The sequence below is a fragment of the Geodermatophilus sp. SYSU D00663 genome (assembly GCF_054050655.1).
On the sequence record NZ_JBJGZT010000006.1, the window covers coordinates 163347 to 180609 of the forward strand.

Sequence of the window (17263 nt, forward strand, 5' to 3'; positions counted from 1 at the left end):
CCGTCACCGGCCGGACCGCCCGGCCTCCCGCGTGCGGACGGCGGCGCCGGCCCGCTCCTCGAACGCCGCGCCGGGGGCGGGAGGGCCCAGGTGGAAGCCCTGGCCGTAGCGGACGCCCACGCCCTCCAGGGCGGCCCGCTCGGACTCGCTCTCGATCCCCTCGGCGACCAGGTCGGCGCCGATGCGGTCGGCGAAGAGGACGAGGCTGACCGCCAGGGACGCCCGGGCGGGGTCGGTGTCGACGTCCCGCACCAGGGCCCGGTCGAGCTTGATGACGTCGGGGGCGAGCTCGAGGATGTGCTGCAGGGAGGCGAACCCCGAGCCGGCGTCGTCGACCGCGAGCCGCACCCCGGCCCGCCGCAGCCGGCCCAGCGGCTCGGTCAACCGGCCGTAGTCGGCGACCGGGTCGTGCTCCGTCATCTCCAGCACCAGCCGCTCCGCAGGGGCCGCCGTGAGCAGCTCGACCAGCTCCGGGGAGCCGATCGCGGCCGGCGTCGCGTTCACCGACAGGTAGACGTCGGGGGGCAGCCGGTCGAGGGTGGCGAGCGCGCGCTCGACCGCGGCCAGCTCGAGCTGCACCCCCAGCCCCACGGCGGCGGCGTCGGCGAACCAGACGTCGGGTGGGTGACCGAACTGCCCGGGGAAGCGGGCGAGCGCCTCCACGCCGACCGTCCGCCCGGTGGCCAGCTCGACGATGGGCTGGACGACGACGCGCGGACCGCCGTCCTCCAGCACCTGCCGGACCCGTCGGGTGCGCTCCCGCGCGGCCTGCCGCTCGACGAGGGCGGCCGCGTGCTGCTCGGTGACGTCGCGGATGGAGGAGACGACGTACTCGACCTCTCCGGAGGGGTGCGTCACCGGGTCGGTGTTCACCGACAGCCACCGCAGCTCGCCGTCGTCGAGGTGGATCCCGACGACCTGACCACGGACGCCGGTCGCGGTGCGCACCGTCGAGCGGGTGGGTCGCTCGTCGGTCGACCAGCTGCCGCCGTCGGAGTGCAGCGCCGAGCGGAGCCGGTTCAGTTGCTGGCCGTGCAGCCGCTCGGCGCTGAGCCCGAGGATGCGACGGGCTGCCGGGTTGCTCGCCATCACCCGTCCGCTGGGGTCCTGGAGCAGCACGCCCTCGACGATGTTGTCCAGGAGGGTGGCCTGGAGGCGTTCCAGCCGGGCGGTCTCCACCAGCAGCCGCCGCAGCTGGTCCGCGTCGGCATCCGCCTCCCGCCGCCCCGGGCGGAACCCCCTCACCGCGTCCCCCGGGGGGGCCGGCGCCCTCGTCCCGCGACCGTCCGCCGCACCGTGCACGTCCTCGACCTCGCCAACCCGCAGAGGTGACCCGCGATCACCGACGACCCGCCGCTGCGGCGCCGCGGCCCGCACGGACCACCACACGGCCGGGCCCCGTGGCGCCCGTCTGCCGCTGCCCGGTGCGGCCGCCCCGGACACGCGGACGGCCCCCGGGGGATCCCCGGGGGCCGTCAGCCTGGGTGGGCAAGGGGGGAGTTGAACCCCCACGTCCTTCCGGACACACGGACCTGAACCGTGCGCGTCTGCCATTCCGCCACTTGCCCTGGCGAGGAACGACAGTAGCAGCCCGCCGGTGGGACCCGGCGGAGGGGTCCCGCTCCCGGGCCCGGCGGCGCCGGCCGGGCCCGGGGGTGTCACGCGCTCCTGGCCGGTCACGACGCAACCACCCGGCTACGATCAGTCGAGGATCACCTGTACGGGCGAGCGTGGGGGAGCGACTGTGGGCGTGCTGCAGCGCTTCGAGCGACGGCTCGAGGGGATGGTCGGCTTCGCCTTCGCCCGGATCTTCAAGGGCAAGGTCCACCCCGCCGAGATCGCCAAGGCGCTGCAGCGGGAGGCCGACGAGCAGAAGTCGGTCATGGGCGAGGGCCGGGTGCTCGCGCCCAACGTCTACGACGTCCGCCTGGGCCCCACCGACTACGACAACCTCGCCGAGTGGTCCGGGCAGCTCGCCTCCGAGCTCGCCGACATGGTGTCCGAGCACATCGAGGACGAGGGCTGGCAGGTCTTCGGCGAGGTCCAGGTCCGCCTCGAGCGCGACGACGACCTGCCGACCGGCGTGTTCGAGGTCAGCTCGCACGTCGCCGACCCCGCCCGCCCCGGCTCGCGCGCCGACTCCCCCGCCGTCCCGCCGGCGCCGCCGCTGCACGGCTCCGGCGCGGTCCCCCCGCTCCCGCCGCTGCACGGCCGCGTGGCCACCGACACCGGGCGGCAGCACCCCTCGGTGGTCGGCCGCGCGGGTTCCCGCCCCGGCGTCACCCACGTGCTCGTCGTCGACGGGCCCGGCACCCGGCACGAGCTCACCACCGGCCGCAACGTCATCGGCCGCGGCACCGACGCCGACATCCGGCTGCCCGACACCGGCGTCAGCCGCAAGCACGCCGACTGCGTCCTGGAGAACGGGACCGCCGTCGTCGAGGACCTCGGGTCGACCAACGGCACGCTGGTCAACGGCCGCCGGGTCAGCCGGCAGGCGCTGTCCGACGGCGACGTCATCCGCATCGGCCACTCGGTGCTGGTGTACCGGCAGGACGGCGCGTGAACGGGAGCCGGCCGTGACCGCCGAGATCGTGCTGCAGGTCTTCCGCTTCGGGTTCCTGCTGCTGCTCTGGCTGTTCATCTTCGCCGCGTTCCGCGTCGTCCGCGCCGACCTGTTCGGCGGCCGCACGGGGCGGGTCGCCTCGGTCCCGCCCCGCGCCGCGGCGACCCCCGCCCGCAAGCGCGGACGCGGCCCCCGCACACTCGTGGTGACCGCCGGTCCGCTGACCGGGACGAAGATCACGCTCGGGGAGCAGCCCATCCTCATCGGCCGCGCCGACGACTCGACGCTCGTCCTCACCGACGACTTCGCCAGCTCGCGGCACGCCCGCCTGACCAACCGCAGCGGGCAGTGGTACGTCGAGGACCTCGGCTCGACCAACGGCACCTACCTCGACCAGCAGCGGGTGCAGGGGCCGCTGCTCGTGGCTCCCGGCCAGCCGATCCGCATCGGTCAGACCGCCCTGGAGCTGCGCTGATGGGCACCTTCCGGACGAGCACGCAGACGACCACGGGGAGCGGCAGACCAGACGTGAGCAGGTCCCGATGAGCCTCGCGCTGCGCTACGCCGCCCGCTCCGACCGCGGTCTGGTCCGCGGCAACAACCAGGACTCGGTCTACGCCGGGCCCCGGCTGCTGGCCGTGGCCGACGGCATGGGCGGGCACGCCGCGGGCGACGTCGCCAGCAAGGTGGTCATCGCCGCGCTCGAGCACCTCGACGACGACGCGCCCAGCGGCGACATGCTGCAGGCGCTGCGCGAGGCGGTCTTCGACGGCAGCGAGCACCTGCGCGAGGTCATCCGCGAGTCGCCGCAGCTGGAGGGCATGGGCACCACGCTCACCGCCGTCCTGTTCGCCGGCGGCCGGCTGGCGCTGTGCCACGTCGGCGACTCCCGCGCCTACCTGCTGCGCGACGGCGTCCTCACCCAGATCACGCACGACGACACGTTCGTGCAGACCCTCATCGACGACGGGCGGATCACGCCCGAGGAGGCCAACCACCACCCGCAGCGCTCGCTGCTGCTGCGGGCGCTCAACGGCCAGGACGTCGACCCCGACCTGTCGATGCGCGAGGCCCGCGCCGGCGACCGCTACCTGCTGTGCTCCGACGGCCTGTCCGGCGTGGTCAGCGAGGAGACGCTGGCCGAGGCGCTCAAGGACCCCGACCCGCAGTCGACCGCCGACCGGCTCGTCGAGCTGGCGCTGCGCAGCGGCGGCCCGGACAACATCACCGTGATCGTCGCCGACGTCGTCGAGGACTCCGGCACGGGCACCTCCATGGAGCCGGTGGTCGACGGCGCGGCCGGGGACAACCGCGGCCAGCGCGAGGTCGACCCCCGCTCGGCGGCCGGCCGGGCGGCGCTCGCCGACCCCCCGCCCCCGCCGCCCCCACCACCGACGAACAGCTCCACGGCCGCCGCTCCCCCCGACCGCCGCCGCCCTCGGCGGCGGCTGTTCGTCGCTGTGGGGGCGGTGCTGGTCCTGGCGGTCGGCGCGATCGCCACCTGGCTGTGGGTGCTCACCCACTGGTTCGTCGGCGTCGCGGCCGCCGACGGCGGCGACCGGGTCGCGGTCTACCGCGGCTTCGACACCGCCCTGCTCGGCCTGGACCTCTACCGGGTCGACGACGTCACCGACATCGCGCTCGACGACCTGTCCTCCTACGACCAGAACAGCGTGCGGCAGGGCATCGAGGCCAGCGACGCCGACGACGCGCAGCGCATCGTGCGCGACCTGCACGACGCGACCCTCCCGCCGTGCGACCCCGAACCCTCCACCACCTCGGACGACGCTCCCCCGTCGGCCGAGGCCTCGCTGTCGCCGCTCCCTGACGGCGCGCTGCCCTCCCCGGACGCCGGGGCGCTGCCCTCCGGGTCGGGCGCGGGCGGCAGCACCGAGGCCGCGCCGACGTCGGGCTCCCCGTCGTCGTCGCCCGAGCCGGGGGTGGACTGCCGGGAGGCGGAGTGATGGGCGGCCCCTCGACCGACCCGCGCGCCCCCGCGCCGGGGACGGTCCCGCCCCGGCGGCGCAACACCGAGCTCGCGCTGCTCGGGTTCGCCGTCCTCATCACCCTCGCGGCGCAGTGCATCGTCGACGTCACGGTCACCGGCTCGCTGCGCGCGGACCTGCTGACCTTCGGCGGCTGGTTCACCGCCCTCTGGCTGGTCGTGCACCTCGTCGTCCGCCGGTTCGCCCCCTACGCCGACCCGCTGCTGCTGCCCGCGGTGGCGGTGCTGACCGGCCTCGGGCTGACGATGATCCACCGGCTCGACCTCGCCGGGCTGCAGGACGGCGAGGCCACCCGCGAGGACGCCCCGGTCCAGCTGCTGTGGGCGACCCTGGGCGTGGCGCTGTTCGTCGCTGTCGTCGTCGTGCTGCGCGACCACCGGCTGCTGTCCCGCTTCGCCTACACCCTGGGCCTGGTCGGCCTGGTGCTGCTCGCGCTGCCCGCGGTGCTGCCCGCGTCGGTCTCCGAGGTCTACGGCGCCAAGATCTGGATCCGGGTCGCGGGCTTCAGCATCCAGCCCGGCGAGTTCGCCAAGATCTGCCTGATCGTCTTCTTCGCCGCCTACCTGGTCGACAAGCGCGACGTGCTGGCGCTGGCCAGCCGCCGGGTCATGGGCCTGGAGCTGCCGCGCGGCCGCGACCTCGGCCCGGTGCTGGTGGTCTGGGTCGTGTCGATCCTCGTGCTCGTCTTCGAGCGCGACCTGGGCAGCTCCCTGCTGCTGTTCGGCATCTTCGTGGTGATGCTCTACGTCGCCACCGAGCGGGCCAGCTGGCTGCTCATCGGCCTGGGGCTGTTCGCCGGCGGCGCGTTCCTCGCCTACCAGCTCTTCGGCCACGTGCGCGTGCGCGTGGACACCTGGCTGGACCCCTTCGCCTACCGCGACGAGGGCGGCTACCAGCTGGTCCAGTCGCTGTTCGGGCTGGGTACCGGCGGGCTGTTCGGCGCCGGGCTCGGCGGCGGCCGCCCCGACCAGGTGCCGGTGGCCAAGAGCGACTTCATCGCCTCGGCGATCGGCGAGGAGCTGGGCCTGTTCGGCCTGGTCGCCGTCATCGTCATCTACCTGGTGCTCGTCGAGCGCGGCCTGCGCACCTCGCTGATCGTGCGCGACGCCTTCGGCAAGCTCCTGGCCGGCGGCCTGGCGTTCGCCGTCGCCTGGCAGCTGTTCGTCGTCCTCGGCGGGGTCACCGGCCTGCTGCCGCTGACCGGCCTGACGACGCCGTTCGTCGCCTACGGCGGGTCCTCGCTGGTGGCCAACTTCGGGCTGGTCGCGATCCTGGTGCGGATCAGCGACGCCGCCCGCCGGCCGGCCACCCCGCCCGCTCCCCCGAAGGCCGCCTTCGGCGACGCCCCGACCGAGGTGGTGTCCACGTGAACGCGCCGCTGCGCCGGGTGGCGATCAGCGTGCTCGTGCTGTTCACGCTGCTCATCGTCAACGTCAACTACATCCAGGTCGTGCGCTCCGACGAGCTGCGCGAGGACCCGGGCAACACCCGCGTGCTCACCGAGGAGTACTCGCGCGAGCGCGGCTCGATCGTCGTCGACGGGACCGAGGTGGCCCTGTCGGTCCCCACCCAGGACACGCTCGAGTACCTGCGGCAGTACCCGCAGGGGCCCACGTACGCCGCGGTCACCGGCTACTACTCGCTGCTCTACAACAGCGCCCAGATGGAGCGCGCGGCCAACGACGTGCTCACCGGCTCCGACGCCCGGCTGTTCACCCGGCGGCTGGCCGACCTGTTCACCGGCCGCGACCCGGCCGGCGGCGACGTCGTCCTCACGATGGACGCCGCCGTCCAGGAGGCCGCGATGGCCGGGCTCGACGGCGTCACCGGCGCGGTCGTCGCGCTCGACCCGTCCACCGGCGCGGTGCTCGGCATGGCCAGCACGCCCACCTACGACCCCGGGCAGCTGTCCAGCCACGACCCCGCCGCCATCCGCGCCTACGCCGACCAGCTGGACGCGATGGAGACCGACCCGCGGCTCAACCGGGCGACCCAGGACAACTACCCGCCCGGCTCGATCTTCAAGGTGATCGTCTCGGCGGCCGCGCTGGCGACCGGCGAGTACACCCCGGACACCGTCGTCCCCGCCCCCGACCTGCTCACCCTGCCGGACACGTCGACGACGCTGGAGAACTTCAACGGGTCCTCCTGCAGCAGCAGCCAGGAGCAGTCGCTGATCGACGCGCTGACCATCTCCTGCAACACCGCCTTCGCGCAGCTGGGCATCGACCTCGGCGAGGACCGCGTGCGGGAGATGGCCGAGGCGTTCGGGATGACCGGGGACGGCATGGAGATCCCGCTGGAGGTCGCCGGCAGCAGCATCGGCGACATCGAGAGCGAAGCGGCGCTGGGCCAGAGCTCGATCGGCCAGCGCGACGTCCGGACCACCCCGCTGCAGGCGGCGATGATCGCCGCGGCCGTGGCCAACGACGGGACCCTGATGACCCCCTACCTCGTCGACCAGGTGCGCGCCCCCGACCTCACCGTCATCGACCGGTCCGACCCGGAGGAGTTCTCCCGGCCGGTCACGCCCGAGGTCGCCGACCAGCTCACCGAGATGATGGTCAGCGTCGTGGAGAACGGCAGCGGCCGGCGCGCGCAGGTGCCCGGCGTCGAGGTCGCCGGCAAGACCGGCACGGCGCAGAACGCCGGCCCCGACCACAACTGGTTCATCGGCTTCGCCCCGGCCGACGACCCGCAGATCGCCGTCGCGGTGTTCGTGGCGAACGGCGGGGGTACCGGCGGCGACGTCTCCGCCCCGATCGCGCGCGACGTGATCGAGGCCTACCTCGAGGGTCAGGGGGGCTGATGGCCCTGTCCACCGGCACCATCCTGGCCGGCCGCTACGAGATCACCGAGCCGATCGCCACGGGCGGCATGGGCGAGGTCTGGCGGGCGCGCGACCGCGTCCTCGACCGCGTCGTCGCCGCCAAGGTGCTGCGCAGCGAGTACATGGGCGACCCGAGCTTCGTCGCCCGGTTCCGCAACGAGGCGCGGCACACCGCGGCCCTGTCGCACCCGAACATCGCCTCGGTCTACGACTACGGCGAGACCAGCGCCGACGGCGGCAACGGCCAGCTGGCCTTCCTCGTCATGGAGCTGGTCGAGGGCAAGCCGCTGGTCACGATCCTCCACGAGGAGGGGCGGCTGCCGGTCGACTGGACGCTGCACGTCCTCGGCCAGGCCGCCGACGGCCTGTCGGCCGCGCACGCCGCCGGGGTGGTGCACCGCGACATCAAGCCGGGCAACCTCATCGTCCGGCCCGACGGCGTGGTGAAGCTGACCGACTTCGGCATCGCCCGCGCCCGCGACACCACGCCGCTGACCCGCACCGGCATGGTGGTCGGGACCGCGCAGTACCTGTCGCCGGAGCAGGCGCAGGGCATGGAGGTCACCGCCGCCTCCGACGTCTACTCCCTCGGCGTCGTCGGCTACGAGTGCCTCACCGGCGTGCGGCCCTTCGACGGCACCTCCCAGGTGGCCATCGCGCTGGCGCACATCAACCGCCCGCCGCCGCCCCTGCCGGGCGACATCCCGCCGGCGGTGCGGCTGCTGGTCGAGCGCGCACTGGCCAAGGACCCGGCCGACCGGTTCACCGACGGCGCCGCCTTCGCCGCGGCGATCCGCTCGGTGGCCGCCGGCGGCGGCCTCGCGCCCACGACGTCGGCCACCGGGGCGATGGCCGCCGCGCCGACCGAGGTGATCCCCGAGGTCGACGGCGAGGGCACCCGCGTCCTCGGCGGTCCGCTCACCGGGGCGGCCGCCGGCGCCGCCCTCGGCGCCGCGGCCGCCGGCCCGCGCACCGGGGGCCGGCACGCCGCCGGTGCGCGCACCATGCCCCCGCTGCAGGGCCCGCCCGTCGACGGCGACGAGCGGCGGTGGGACGACGGCGCCGCGCCGCGCCGGGGCGACCGCCGGTGGGTGTGGGCGCTGGTCTCCCTGCTGGTGGTCGCCGGGCTGGTCACCGGCGCCTGGCTGCTCCTCGGCGGTGGGGACGACCGCGACGGCACGACCGCCGGCCCCTCGGCGAGCACCTCGTCGGCCAGCGGCTCGGCCGGCGTGACGCAGCAGCTGGTCAACATCCCCGCCGCGTCGCAGTACATCGGCGAGGACGCCGACGACGTGCAGGCCGAGCTGGAGGAGGCCGGCCTCGAGGTGACCCGGGCCGACGCCGACGCCGGCCAGCTGGCGGCCGCGGGCATCGAGCTCAGCGCCGGCGACGTCGCCGCCGTCGACCCCAGCGGCATCCCGGTCCCCCGCGGCTCCACCGTCACCCTGTACGTGGCCCAGGAGGACTACACCCCGGAGGAGGAGTCCGAGGACACCGGCGGCGACTCCGGCGGTCAGGACGACGGCGGCTCCGGCGACGAGGACACCCCCGCGCCGACCACCACCCAGCAGCAGCCCGCGCCGACGACGACCACGCCGGCCCCGACCACCACCACCCAGCAGCAGCCCGCGCCGACGACGTCGGACAGCCCGCCGGTCACCCAGCCCGGCACCACCGCGCCGCCGCCGCCCGTGCAGACCACGGAGCCGACGGTGAGCGAGGGGGCCGGGGCCTCGACCAACGGGCAGGGCCAGTGGCCGCCCGACGCCGCGAACGTGGCCGCGCAGGAACCGCCGGCGTGACGCCGCTCCCTCGCGCCGCCCGGGACCGGGCGGCGTCGCCCGTTAGGGTGACCGCCGGAACCGGGCGCACTCCCGGCGTTCCCTGCTGCCCGGGGACGCCCGCGACCCGCCAGAGCACCGCCCGAGAGGACCACGCATGACCACCCCCCAGGTGCTCGGTGAGCGCTACGAGATCGGCGGGGTGCTCGGCCGCGGCGGGATGGCGGAGGTGCACCGCGGGCGCGACCTGCGGCTGGGCCGCGAGGTCGCGGTCAAGGTGCTGCGCAGCGACCTGGCCCGCGACCCCTCGTTCCAGGTGCGCTTCCGGCGGGAGGCGCAGGCGGCCGCCTCGCTGAACCACCCGTCGATCGTCGCGGTGTACGACACCGGCGAGGACCGGACGACCAGCGGCGCGACGCCGTACATCGTCATGGAGTACGTCGAGGGCGAGACGCTGCGCGACGTGCTGCGCCGCGAGGGCGTGCTGCAGCCGGAGCGGGCGATGAGCCTGGCCGCCGACATCTGCGCCGCCCTGGACTTCAGCCACCGCAACGGCATCGTGCACCGCGACGTGAAGCCCGGGAACGTGATGATCACGCCCCAGGGCACCGTCAAGGTGATGGACTTCGGCATCGCCCGCGCGGTGTCGGACTCCGCCGCCACGATGACCTCGACCGCCGCGGTCATCGGCACCGCGCAGTACCTCTCCCCCGAGCAGGCCCGCGGCGAGGCCGTCGACGCCCGCTCCGACGTCTACTCGCTGGGCTGCCTGCTCTACGAGCTGGTCTGCGGCGCACCGCCGTTCACCGGCGACTCGCCGGTCTCGGTCGCCTACCAGCACGTGCGCGAGGACCCGCGGCTGCCGTCCTCGATCAACCCGGCCGTGCCGCCGGAGCTCGACGCCATCCTCATGAAGGCGATGAGCAAGAACCCGGCGAACCGGTACCAGTCGGCCGCCGAGATGCGCAACGACCTGCTCCGGGCCCTGGCCGGGCAGCGGGTCGAGGCCACGCCGGTCATGGGCGACGAGGAGAAGACCACCATCCTCGGCGCCACGCCCGCGTACGGCGACGGCGGCTGGGACGACGACGCGGCCGCGCGCCGGCGCAAGCGCAACCGGGTCGTCGCGCTCGTCGTCGGCGCGCTGGTGCTCATCGGCGCCGTCGTCGGGGTGGCCCTGCTGGTCGGCTCCGGCGACGAGGAGCCGCGGCCCCAGGCCGCCGCGCAGGTCACCGTGCCGGCGGGGCTGGTCGGTCAGCAGCGGGAGGACGCCGAGGCCGCCGTCGAGGCCGCGGGCCTCGAGGTCGGCGACGTCACGCCGCAGGTGACCGACGACGAGGACGCGGTCGGCACCGTGCTCGCCACGACGCCCGCCGGCGGCGCCCGCGTCGACGAGGGCACGGAGGTCGACCTGACCGTCGCGACCGCCCCGGACACGGTGACCGTGCCGCAGGTGGTCGACCTCGACGAGGACCGGGCCCGCACGGCGCTGGAGAACGCGGGTTTCACCGGCAGCGTGAACACCGAGCAGGCCGACTCGCTCGCCGAGGAGGGCACCGTCGTCGCGGTGGACCCGGAGGAGGGCGCCGCGGTCGCCCCGGCGACCACCGTGACGCTGTCGGTGTCCGACGGCACCGACGAGGTCCCGGACGTGGCCGGCCGGCCCCAGGACGCCGCCCAGGAGGCGCTGCGGACGGCGGGCTTCACCAACCTGACCGTGACCGAGGTCGACTCCGACCAGCCCGCCGGCACCGTCGTCGGGACGAACCCGGCCGCCGGCCAGCAGGCGTCCGCCGGCCAGCCGATCACCCTGCAGGTGTCCGGCGGCGCCGCGGAGGTCACCGTCCCGGCGGCGATCGTCGGGCAGACCGAGGCGCAGGCCCGCCAGACGCTGGCCGCGGCCGGCTTCACCGGGACGGTCTCGGTCCAGGACACCGAGGCCGACCCCGGCCAGGCCGACGGCACCGTGGTGGGCAGCAACCCGCAGCCCGGCCAGACGGTGGCGCCGGACGGGACCATCACCCTGCTGGTCGCCCGCGAGACGGCCACGCCGACGACGGGCAGCCCCGGCCCCGGCGGCCAGGACGGCGACCCGAACACCCCCATGTGAGCGACCGCGGACGACGAAGGGCCCCCCCGGCCGGGAGGGGCCCTTCGTCGTGACGGGGGCTAGACGGCGGCGGCGGAGAGACGGCGGGCGCCCGCGGCGGCGGCCTCGACGACGGCCGGGTCGGGCGCCAGGCCGCACGCGGCCAGCCACGTGGCCAGCATCTGGTGGCCGCCCTCGGTGAGCACCGACTCGGGGTGGAACTGCACGCCCTCGACGGGCAGCTCCCGGTGCCGCAGCGCCATGACGATGCCCGACGCCGTCGCGCCGGTCACCTCGAGCTCGTCGGGCACGGTGGCCCGGTCCACGGCCAGTGAGTGGTAGCGCGTGGCGGTGAAGGGCGAGGGGAGCCCGGCCAGCACGCCGACGCCGTCGTGCACGACCTCGCTGGTCTTGCCGTGCAGCAGCTCCGGCGCGCGGACGACCTCGGCGCCGAAGGCCTCGGCGATCGCCTGGTGACCCAGGCACACGCCCAGCACCGGCGTCCCGGCCTCGGCGGCGGCCCGCACCATCGGGACGGTCACGCCGGCGCCGGCGGGCGTGCCCGGGCCGGGGGACAGCAGCACGCCGGCGACGTCGAGGTCGGGCAGCTCGTCGACGGTGACGGCGTCGTTGCGCCGGACGACGCACTGCACGCCGAGCTGGCCCAGGTACTGGACCAGGTTGTAGACGAAGCTGTCGAAGTTGTCGACGACGAGGACGGGCCTGCTCACGCTCCCTGTGTACAGCAGCGCCCGGTCAGCCGTCAGCGGCTGTGGCGTGTGCCATGTCCAGCGAGCCGGTGTAGGCCGGCACCGTGACCTCCGGCCGGTCGCGCACGGCGAAGGCGAGCCCGAAGTCCTCGACCGCCTGCTCGAACACCGCCACCTGCGGGGAGGCGTCCAGCTGCGCGCGGATGGCGGCGGGGTCGCCGATCGCGGTGACGACGAACGGCGGTGACCAGGTCCGCCCGTGGAGGAGCAGGACGTTGCCGACGCAGCGGACGGCGCTGGTGGCGATCAGCCGCTGGTCCATGATCGCCACGCCGTCGGCGCCGGCCGCCCAGACGGCGTTGACGACCGCCTGCACGTCGGACTGGTGGATGACGACGTCGTCGGGGCGGGCGCCCGTCGGCAGGCTGCCGTCGGGCCGGCGCGGGGCGTCGTCGAGGGTGATCTCCACACCGCGACCGCGGAGGGCGACCAGGCCCGCCGACAGGGCGCCGGCGTCGCCCGCCGCCTGGGCCGAGGCGACGGCGCCGTCGCGGGAGGCCGCCTGGTCGGTGAGCGCCTCGGTCCGGCGCTGCAGCGCGGTCAGCTGCTCCTGCTGGCCGGCGATGACCTCGTTGCGCTGGGCGATGAGCTCGGACAGCTCGGTGACGTCGCCGGCGCGCAGGTCCGAGCCCTCGGCGGTCTGGCCGGAGGTGGCGAACAGCAGCCCTGCCGCGAGCGCCACCACGGGCACCAGGGCGCCCCAGGCCGACCGGCGCCGGGAGGGGCCCACCGGCGGCTCGGAGGCGGTCACGCGGGCTCCTGGGGGACGGGAGGGGGAGGCACGCCGTCGGACGCGGCCGTGCTGGTCCCCTCGGAGCTTAGGCTGGGGAGCGATCGTGCCGGTCGCGACGGACCGGCACCCCAGCGAGTCAGCAGGAGACGGTCGGAGTGCCCAAGTCCAAGGTCCGCAAGAAGTCGGTCTACACGCCGCCCGAGGGCGTGCTGCAGTCGCGCGCGGCCAACGCACGGGCCGTCCAGCCGAGCCCGCGCTGGTACGCGCCGCTCATGGTCGCGCTCATGCTGCTCGGTCTGCTGTGGATCGTCGTCTACTACGTGGCCGGCGACCAGATCCCGTTCATGGTGTCGCTGGGGGCGTGGAACTTCGCCATCGGCTTCGGCGCCATGGTGGTCGGCCTCGTCATGTCGATGCGCTGGCGGTAGCCGCCACACTTCTCCCGAGAGGCCCCCGTCCGCACCCGGGACGGGGGCCTCTCGTGTACACGGGGGCCGTCCGGCGGTGGACACCGGGGGTGTGGACCGCTGTGCACACACCACCGGTGGATCCACAGGTCGACATGACGCCCTACCCCCAGGGTTGTCCACCGCATGTGGAGAACGCCTGTTCGACTACACCTCGCTGACCTGCGCTTTCGCGACTGGTGAGGCACGTGTGACGAGAAGGGCACCCGAGTAACTACAGGTCTGTGCTTTGTCCCCAGCTGTGTACCCAGCTGTGGATGTGTCGACATGACCGCAGCACCGGGACGGTCACCGAGCGCGAGCGCGGCACTGCGGTCGAGGAGTCGACACGCGGGCCGAGCTGGGCAGATCCCCGCCTGCGGACGGGCGTCCCCACCTCTCCCGGCCTGTGGACAGAGTCGCCGTGGTCGTCCTGGGAGGCTGGGGACGTGCAGTGGTCGGCGCGGGCGGCGGAGACGGTCACGCTCGGGCTGGGCGGGGTGCTGCTGACGCTGGCCGCCCTGGGGCTCGACGCGGCGGGACGGGTGCTGGTCGGCGCCGCCGGCGTGCTCCTGGTGGGCGCGGCGCTGCGCGACCTCGCCCTGCGGCCGCGGCTGGCGGTGGACGACGCCGGCGTCGTCGTGCGGACGCTGACCGGGCGCACCCGGCTGCCGTGGCCGGGCCTGCGGGTGCGGCTGCGGACGACGCGGCGGCTGGGCGTGCGCTCGCGGCTGCTGGAGCTCGACACCGCCGCGCACCCCGACGACGAGGGCACCCTCGTGCTGCTGGGCCGCCGGGACCTGGGCACCGACCCGGCGTCGGTCGCCCAGGCCCTCGAGGCGCGGCGGCCCGCCTGAGGCGCGGGACGAGCCCTCAGAGGCCGAGGACGACCAGGGGTACCGGTACGGCGAGGGCGAGGGTCACCAAGACCGCGGCGAGCACCACGAGCGACAGCGCCTGCGCCGCCGTCCGCCGGCGGGTGAGGACGAGCAGCCCGGTGGCCAGGGCGCCGGCGACCAGGCCGCCGAGGTGGCCCAGCAGCGAGACGCCGGGCAGGAAGCTGATGACCACGTTGATGGCCAGCAGGGTGAGCAGGCCGCGCAGGTCCTGGCGGGCGACCAGCAGGAGCACGCCGAGGGAGCCCAGGAGGCCGTAGAGGGCCGCGGACGCCCCGGCCACGGGCCGGGCGGGCTCGCCGAGCAGCTGGATGGCCACGGCGCCGCCCAGGGCGGACACCAGGTAGACGGCGAGGTAGCGCCACCGGCCCAGGCGCCCCTCGAGCTCGGGGCCGAACACCAGCAGGCTGAGCATGTTCAGCAGCAGGTGGGTGATCCCGATGTGCAGGAACGCCCCGGTGAGCAACCGCCAGTCCTGACCGAAGACGTCGACGAGGACGGGGACCTGCGAGAACTCCTCGAACACCGGCGAGCGCCAGTTGTCCAGCGGGCTCTGGCCGACCGACACCGCCGACACCGCCGTGACGACGAAGACGACGACGTTGACCGCGACCAGCGAGACGGTGACCGGGCCGAACCGGCGGCGGGCGCCGGACCAGCGGGACACCGGCCGGGGACGGCGGACCCCGGCGGAACCGGCCCGGACGTCGTCGGGGCACTGGAACCCGACGGCGGCCGGCGTCATGCACTCCGGGCAGATCGGCCGGTCACAGCGCGCGCACCGGACGCCGGTCGGCCGGTCCGGGTGGCGGTAGCAGGTGGCCGACGGGGGCGCCGGCGGCCGGCCGGCGCCCCCGTCGTCGGGACCGGTGGTCAGCTGCGCTGCACCTCGACCGACTGGATGACGACGTCCTCGACGGGGCGGTCGTTGCGGCCGGTGCGGACCTTGGCGATGCGGTCCACGACCTCGCGGCTGCTCTGGTCGGCCACCTCGCCGAAGATCGTGTGCTTGCGGTTGAGGTGCGGCGTCGGGCTCACGGTGATGAAGAACTGCGAGCCGTTGGTGCCCGGCCCGGCGTTGGCCATGGCCAGCAGGTACGGGCGGTTGAAGGTGAGCTCCGGGTGGAACTCGTCGCCGAACTGGTAGCCCGGGCCGCCGAAGCCCTGACCGAGCGGGTCGCCGCCCTGGATCATGAAGCCGTCGATGATCCGGTGGAAGACCGTCCCGTCGTACAGGGGGTCGGTGGTCTTCTGCCGGGTCGCCGGGTGCGTCCACTCGCGGCGGCCCTCGGCCAGGTCCGCGAAGTTCGCGACCGTCTTCGGCGCGTGGTCGGGGAACAGGTCGACGGTGATGTCGCCGTGGTTGGTGTGCAGCACGGCACGGCGTGCGGGGGTCGATTCGGTCACGCCGCCCACTCTCCCACTGCTCCGCCGACCCCGAGCACGGGGAGCGGGCCACCCCAGGGGGACGACGCAGGCGGCGTGCCGGCAGGACGTGCCGGCGGACCTGCACGGCGCTGGGCCGGGTGCCCCGGCCGTCGAGGCCGTGCGGAGGCGGGATCACCGGGTGCGGGAGGCCGGCGCTCGCGGCCGGGCCGAGCGGCCGACGCACCGGCGTCCTGCGGTGGAGACGAGGGGAATCGAACCCCTAACCCCCGCCTTGCAAAGGCGGTGCTCTGCCAATTGAGCTACGTCCCCGGGGGCGCTGTCCCCGGGAGCTCCGCGCGGGAGCCCGGGTTCAGCGGGTGGTCGGGCGGCTGACCGACTGCGGGCCGCTGGTGGCCTCGTGCCAGAGGTCGGCCTCGGCCTTGCCGCCGCCGGACGAGCGCCTGCGGACGGCGGCGACGGCACCGGCCGCGACGGCGGCCAGGGCCAGCTTCTTCAGCACGCGGTACCTCCTGGGTACGACGGCGGCCACGGACGGGGCCTCGCTGTCGCGGTGCCGGGGCACCGGTTCACGGGTGGGCCTGGGAGGACTTGAACCTCCGGCCTCATCCTTATCAGGGATGCGCTCTAACCGCCTGAGCTACAGGCCCGTGGACCTCGACCAGCTTACCTGGCCGCCCCCGGGCCCCGACGGGGGGGTCCGGGGGCGGCCCCTCTGCAGGGTCCCGCCGCGCGTCTGCGAGCGGTGGGGGGCAGAGGGGTCCTCCGTCTAGTCCCGCTCGGCGAGCGTGACCTCGAGGCCGCCGACCAGGTCGGCGCAGAGGTTGTAGATGAACGCCGCGACGGTGCACAGCGCGGTCATCAGCACGATGTTGATCGCGCCGATGACGGCCGCCCCGCCGAAGACGACGCCCGGGGTGATGACGTCGCCGCCGCCCTCGCCGCTCGACGACGTGCCGAGCTGGCCGAACAGGTCGTTGAGGGTGTCGAAGACGCCGAGCCCGGACAGGACCCCGTACAGGATCCCGATCGCGACCATCCAGATGAAGAACATCGCGATCGACAGGACCAGCGAGATCTTCAGCGCCGACCAGGTGTCGACGTGCCGCAGCTGCAGCCGCGCCCGCCGCGGACCGCGGTTGCCGCGGTTCTTGGCCTGCTTGCCGGCCTGCTGCTGCGCGGCCGGCGGCTGCTGGGGAGCCCGGGCCGCCGCCGGCGGGGCGGCCACCGCGGCCGGCGGGACCGCCTGGGTGGCGCTCACCGGCCCCGGCATGGTCGCGTCGGCCGGACGGGGAGCCTGCTGGGGCGCCTGCGGCGGGGCCACGGGCGGCACCTGCCGGGCGGGCGCCTGGCCGGTGACCGGCTTGGCCAGCGACGGGCCCGCGCCCGCCGGCGTGGCCCCGGCCGGGGTCGCCCCGGACGGAGCGGGCGTCTGGCCGGTGGCGGGCGCCGAGCCCGTCGCCGGGGCTCCGTCCGCTCCGGCTGCGCCGTCCGGGCGGACCCCGGTGCGCACCGCCTGCGGCCGGTCGCTCATGCCGTTCTCCCGTTCGCCTGCGGCCCTCGCCGCGCTCTCGCGCCCGGGCGGTCCGGCGTGGTGCCGGAGGCGCCCGGGCGCCGGTCGTGTCCGTCAGCGGGAGCCGGGGGGGGGGGGGGGGGGGGGGGGGGGGGGGGGGGGGGGGGGGGGGGGGGGGGGGGGGGGGGGGGGGGGGGGGGGCGGGGTGGGGGTGCTCGTGGGTGATCGTCTATATGGGCCAGGTCAC

Annotated in this window: 16 protein-coding genes and 3 tRNA genes; 9 read left to right on the forward strand and 10 right to left on the reverse strand. The window is 75.2% G+C overall.

Annotated elements, in window-relative coordinates:
- Positions 1 to 3 precede the first annotated feature (3 nt).
- Together ACI79Z_RS06770 and ACI79Z_RS06775 are read right to left on the reverse strand one after the other, a co-directional pair.
- Positions 4 to 1245, reverse strand: coding sequence for an EAL domain-containing protein (locus ACI79Z_RS06770; RefSeq protein WP_387988660.1), 1242 nt, complete (start codon positions 1243 to 1245; stop codon positions 4 to 6).
- A gap of 240 nt (positions 1246 to 1485) precedes the next feature.
- Positions 1486 to 1568: transfer RNA gene (locus ACI79Z_RS06775), tRNA-Leu, on the reverse strand.
- Between the two features lie 176 nt (positions 1569 to 1744).
- Between ACI79Z_RS06775 and ACI79Z_RS06780 the strand changes: the two genes are divergently transcribed.
- The 7 genes from ACI79Z_RS06780 to pknB all read left to right on the forward strand — a co-directional run bounded on the left by ACI79Z_RS06780 (position 1745) and on the right by pknB (position 11293).
- Positions 1745 to 2566 (forward strand): FhaA domain-containing protein, encoded by an 822-nt coding sequence (locus ACI79Z_RS06780; protein WP_387988659.1) that lies wholly within the window; start codon positions 1745 to 1747, stop codon positions 2564 to 2566.
- 13 nt (positions 2567 to 2579) lie between these two features.
- Positions 2580 to 3041: an FHA domain-containing protein FhaB/FipA gene (locus ACI79Z_RS06785; protein WP_387988658.1), complete on the forward strand. Its 462-nt coding sequence runs from the start codon at positions 2580 to 2582 to the stop codon at positions 3039 to 3041.
- Between the two features lie 67 nt (positions 3042 to 3108).
- Complete coding sequence (locus tag ACI79Z_RS06790) at positions 3109 to 4530, forward strand: PP2C family protein-serine/threonine phosphatase (protein ID WP_456902132.1); 1422 nt, start codon at positions 3109 to 3111, stop codon at positions 4528 to 4530.
- Positions 4530 to 5942, forward strand: a complete 1413-nt coding sequence (locus ACI79Z_RS06795; RefSeq protein WP_387988656.1) for an FtsW/RodA/SpoVE family cell cycle protein — start codon at positions 4530 to 4532, stop codon at positions 5940 to 5942. Before ACI79Z_RS06790 ends, ACI79Z_RS06795 begins: the two co-directional genes overlap by 1 nt.
- Positions 5939 to 7381 (forward strand): peptidoglycan D,D-transpeptidase FtsI family protein, encoded by a 1443-nt coding sequence (locus ACI79Z_RS06800; RefSeq protein WP_456902133.1) that lies wholly within the window; start codon positions 5939 to 5941, stop codon positions 7379 to 7381. The genes ACI79Z_RS06795 and ACI79Z_RS06800 overlap by 4 nt, the downstream gene beginning before the upstream one ends.
- A complete protein-coding gene (locus tag ACI79Z_RS06805) occupies positions 7381 to 9204 on the forward strand; it encodes a protein kinase domain-containing protein (RefSeq protein ID WP_456902134.1) in 1824 nt (607 codons plus the stop codon). Before ACI79Z_RS06800 ends, ACI79Z_RS06805 begins: the two co-directional genes overlap by 1 nt.
- A 136-nt stretch (positions 9205 to 9340) precedes the next feature.
- A complete protein-coding gene (pknB, locus tag ACI79Z_RS06810; RefSeq protein WP_456902135.1) occupies positions 9341 to 11293 on the forward strand; it encodes a Stk1 family PASTA domain-containing Ser/Thr kinase in 1953 nt (650 codons plus the stop codon).
- A gap of 59 nt (positions 11294 to 11352) precedes the next feature.
- On the opposite strand, the gene ACI79Z_RS06815 is transcribed toward pknB, so the two are convergent.
- Both ACI79Z_RS06815 and ACI79Z_RS06820 read right to left on the reverse strand, forming a co-directional pair.
- Positions 11353 to 12003: an aminodeoxychorismate/anthranilate synthase component II gene (locus ACI79Z_RS06815; RefSeq protein ID WP_387988652.1), complete on the reverse strand. Its 651-nt coding sequence runs from the start codon at positions 12001 to 12003 to the stop codon at positions 11353 to 11355.
- Between the two features lie 25 nt (positions 12004 to 12028).
- On the reverse strand, positions 12029 to 12793 hold the full coding sequence (locus tag ACI79Z_RS06820; RefSeq protein ID WP_456902136.1) for a DUF881 domain-containing protein: 765 nt from the start codon (positions 12791 to 12793) through the stop codon (positions 12029 to 12031).
- A 137-nt stretch (positions 12794 to 12930) separates the two neighbouring features.
- Here ACI79Z_RS06820 and crgA point away from each other — a divergent pair, with 137 nt between their 5' ends.
- Positions 12931 to 13203: a cell division protein CrgA gene (crgA, locus tag ACI79Z_RS06825; RefSeq protein WP_387988650.1), complete on the forward strand. Its 273-nt coding sequence runs from the start codon at positions 12931 to 12933 to the stop codon at positions 13201 to 13203.
- A 467-nt stretch (positions 13204 to 13670) separates the two neighbouring features.
- A complete protein-coding gene (locus ACI79Z_RS06830) occupies positions 13671 to 14078 on the forward strand; it encodes a PH domain-containing protein (RefSeq protein WP_456902137.1) in 408 nt (135 codons plus the stop codon).
- A 16-nt stretch (positions 14079 to 14094) separates the two neighbouring features.
- On the opposite strand, the gene ACI79Z_RS06835 is transcribed toward ACI79Z_RS06830, so the two are convergent.
- The 6 genes from ACI79Z_RS06835 to ACI79Z_RS06860 form a co-directional block, all read right to left on the reverse strand.
- Entirely contained in the window at positions 14095 to 14862 is a 768-nt protein-coding gene (locus ACI79Z_RS06835) for a rhomboid family intramembrane serine protease (protein WP_456902138.1), read from the reverse strand.
- 128 nt (positions 14863 to 14990) lie between these two features.
- On the reverse strand, positions 14991 to 15524 hold the full coding sequence (locus tag ACI79Z_RS06840; protein WP_387988647.1) for a peptidylprolyl isomerase: 534 nt from the start codon (positions 15522 to 15524) through the stop codon (positions 14991 to 14993).
- 218 nt (positions 15525 to 15742) lie between these two features.
- A tRNA-Ala gene (locus ACI79Z_RS06845) sits at positions 15743 to 15815 on the reverse strand.
- 40 nt (positions 15816 to 15855) lie between these two features.
- Complete coding sequence (locus ACI79Z_RS06850) at positions 15856 to 16005, reverse strand: DLW-39 family protein (RefSeq protein WP_387988646.1); 150 nt, start codon at positions 16003 to 16005, stop codon at positions 15856 to 15858.
- Positions 16006 to 16079: 74 nt separating this feature from the next.
- Positions 16080 to 16153, reverse strand: a tRNA-Ile gene (locus tag ACI79Z_RS06855).
- A gap of 119 nt (positions 16154 to 16272) precedes the next feature.
- Positions 16273 to 17037, reverse strand: a complete 765-nt coding sequence (locus tag ACI79Z_RS06860; RefSeq protein ID WP_387988645.1) for a DUF3566 domain-containing protein — start codon at positions 17035 to 17037, stop codon at positions 16273 to 16275.
- Between the last annotated feature and the right edge of the window lie 226 nt (positions 17038 to 17263).

Coding starts and splice junctions, on each gene's coding strand:
- pknB (WP_456902135.1), top strand. CDS start 9,341: ATGACCACCCCCCAGGTGCTCGGTGAGCGCTACGAGATCGGCGGGGTG.
- ACI79Z_RS06790 (WP_456902132.1), top strand. CDS start 3,109: ATGAGCCTCGCGCTGCGCTACGCCGCCCGCTCCGACCGCGGTCTGGTC.
- ACI79Z_RS06860 (WP_387988645.1), bottom strand. CDS start 17,037: ATGAGCGACCGGCCGCAGGCGGTGCGCACCGGGGTCCGCCCGGACGGC.
- ACI79Z_RS06795 (WP_387988656.1), top strand. CDS start 4,530: ATGGGCGGCCCCTCGACCGACCCGCGCGCCCCCGCGCCGGGGACGGTC.
- ACI79Z_RS06835 (WP_456902138.1), bottom strand. CDS start 14,862: ATGACGCCGGCCGCCGTCGGGTTCCAGTGCCCCGACGACGTCCGGGCC.
- ACI79Z_RS06805 (WP_456902134.1), top strand. CDS start 7,381: ATGGCCCTGTCCACCGGCACCATCCTGGCCGGCCGCTACGAGATCACC.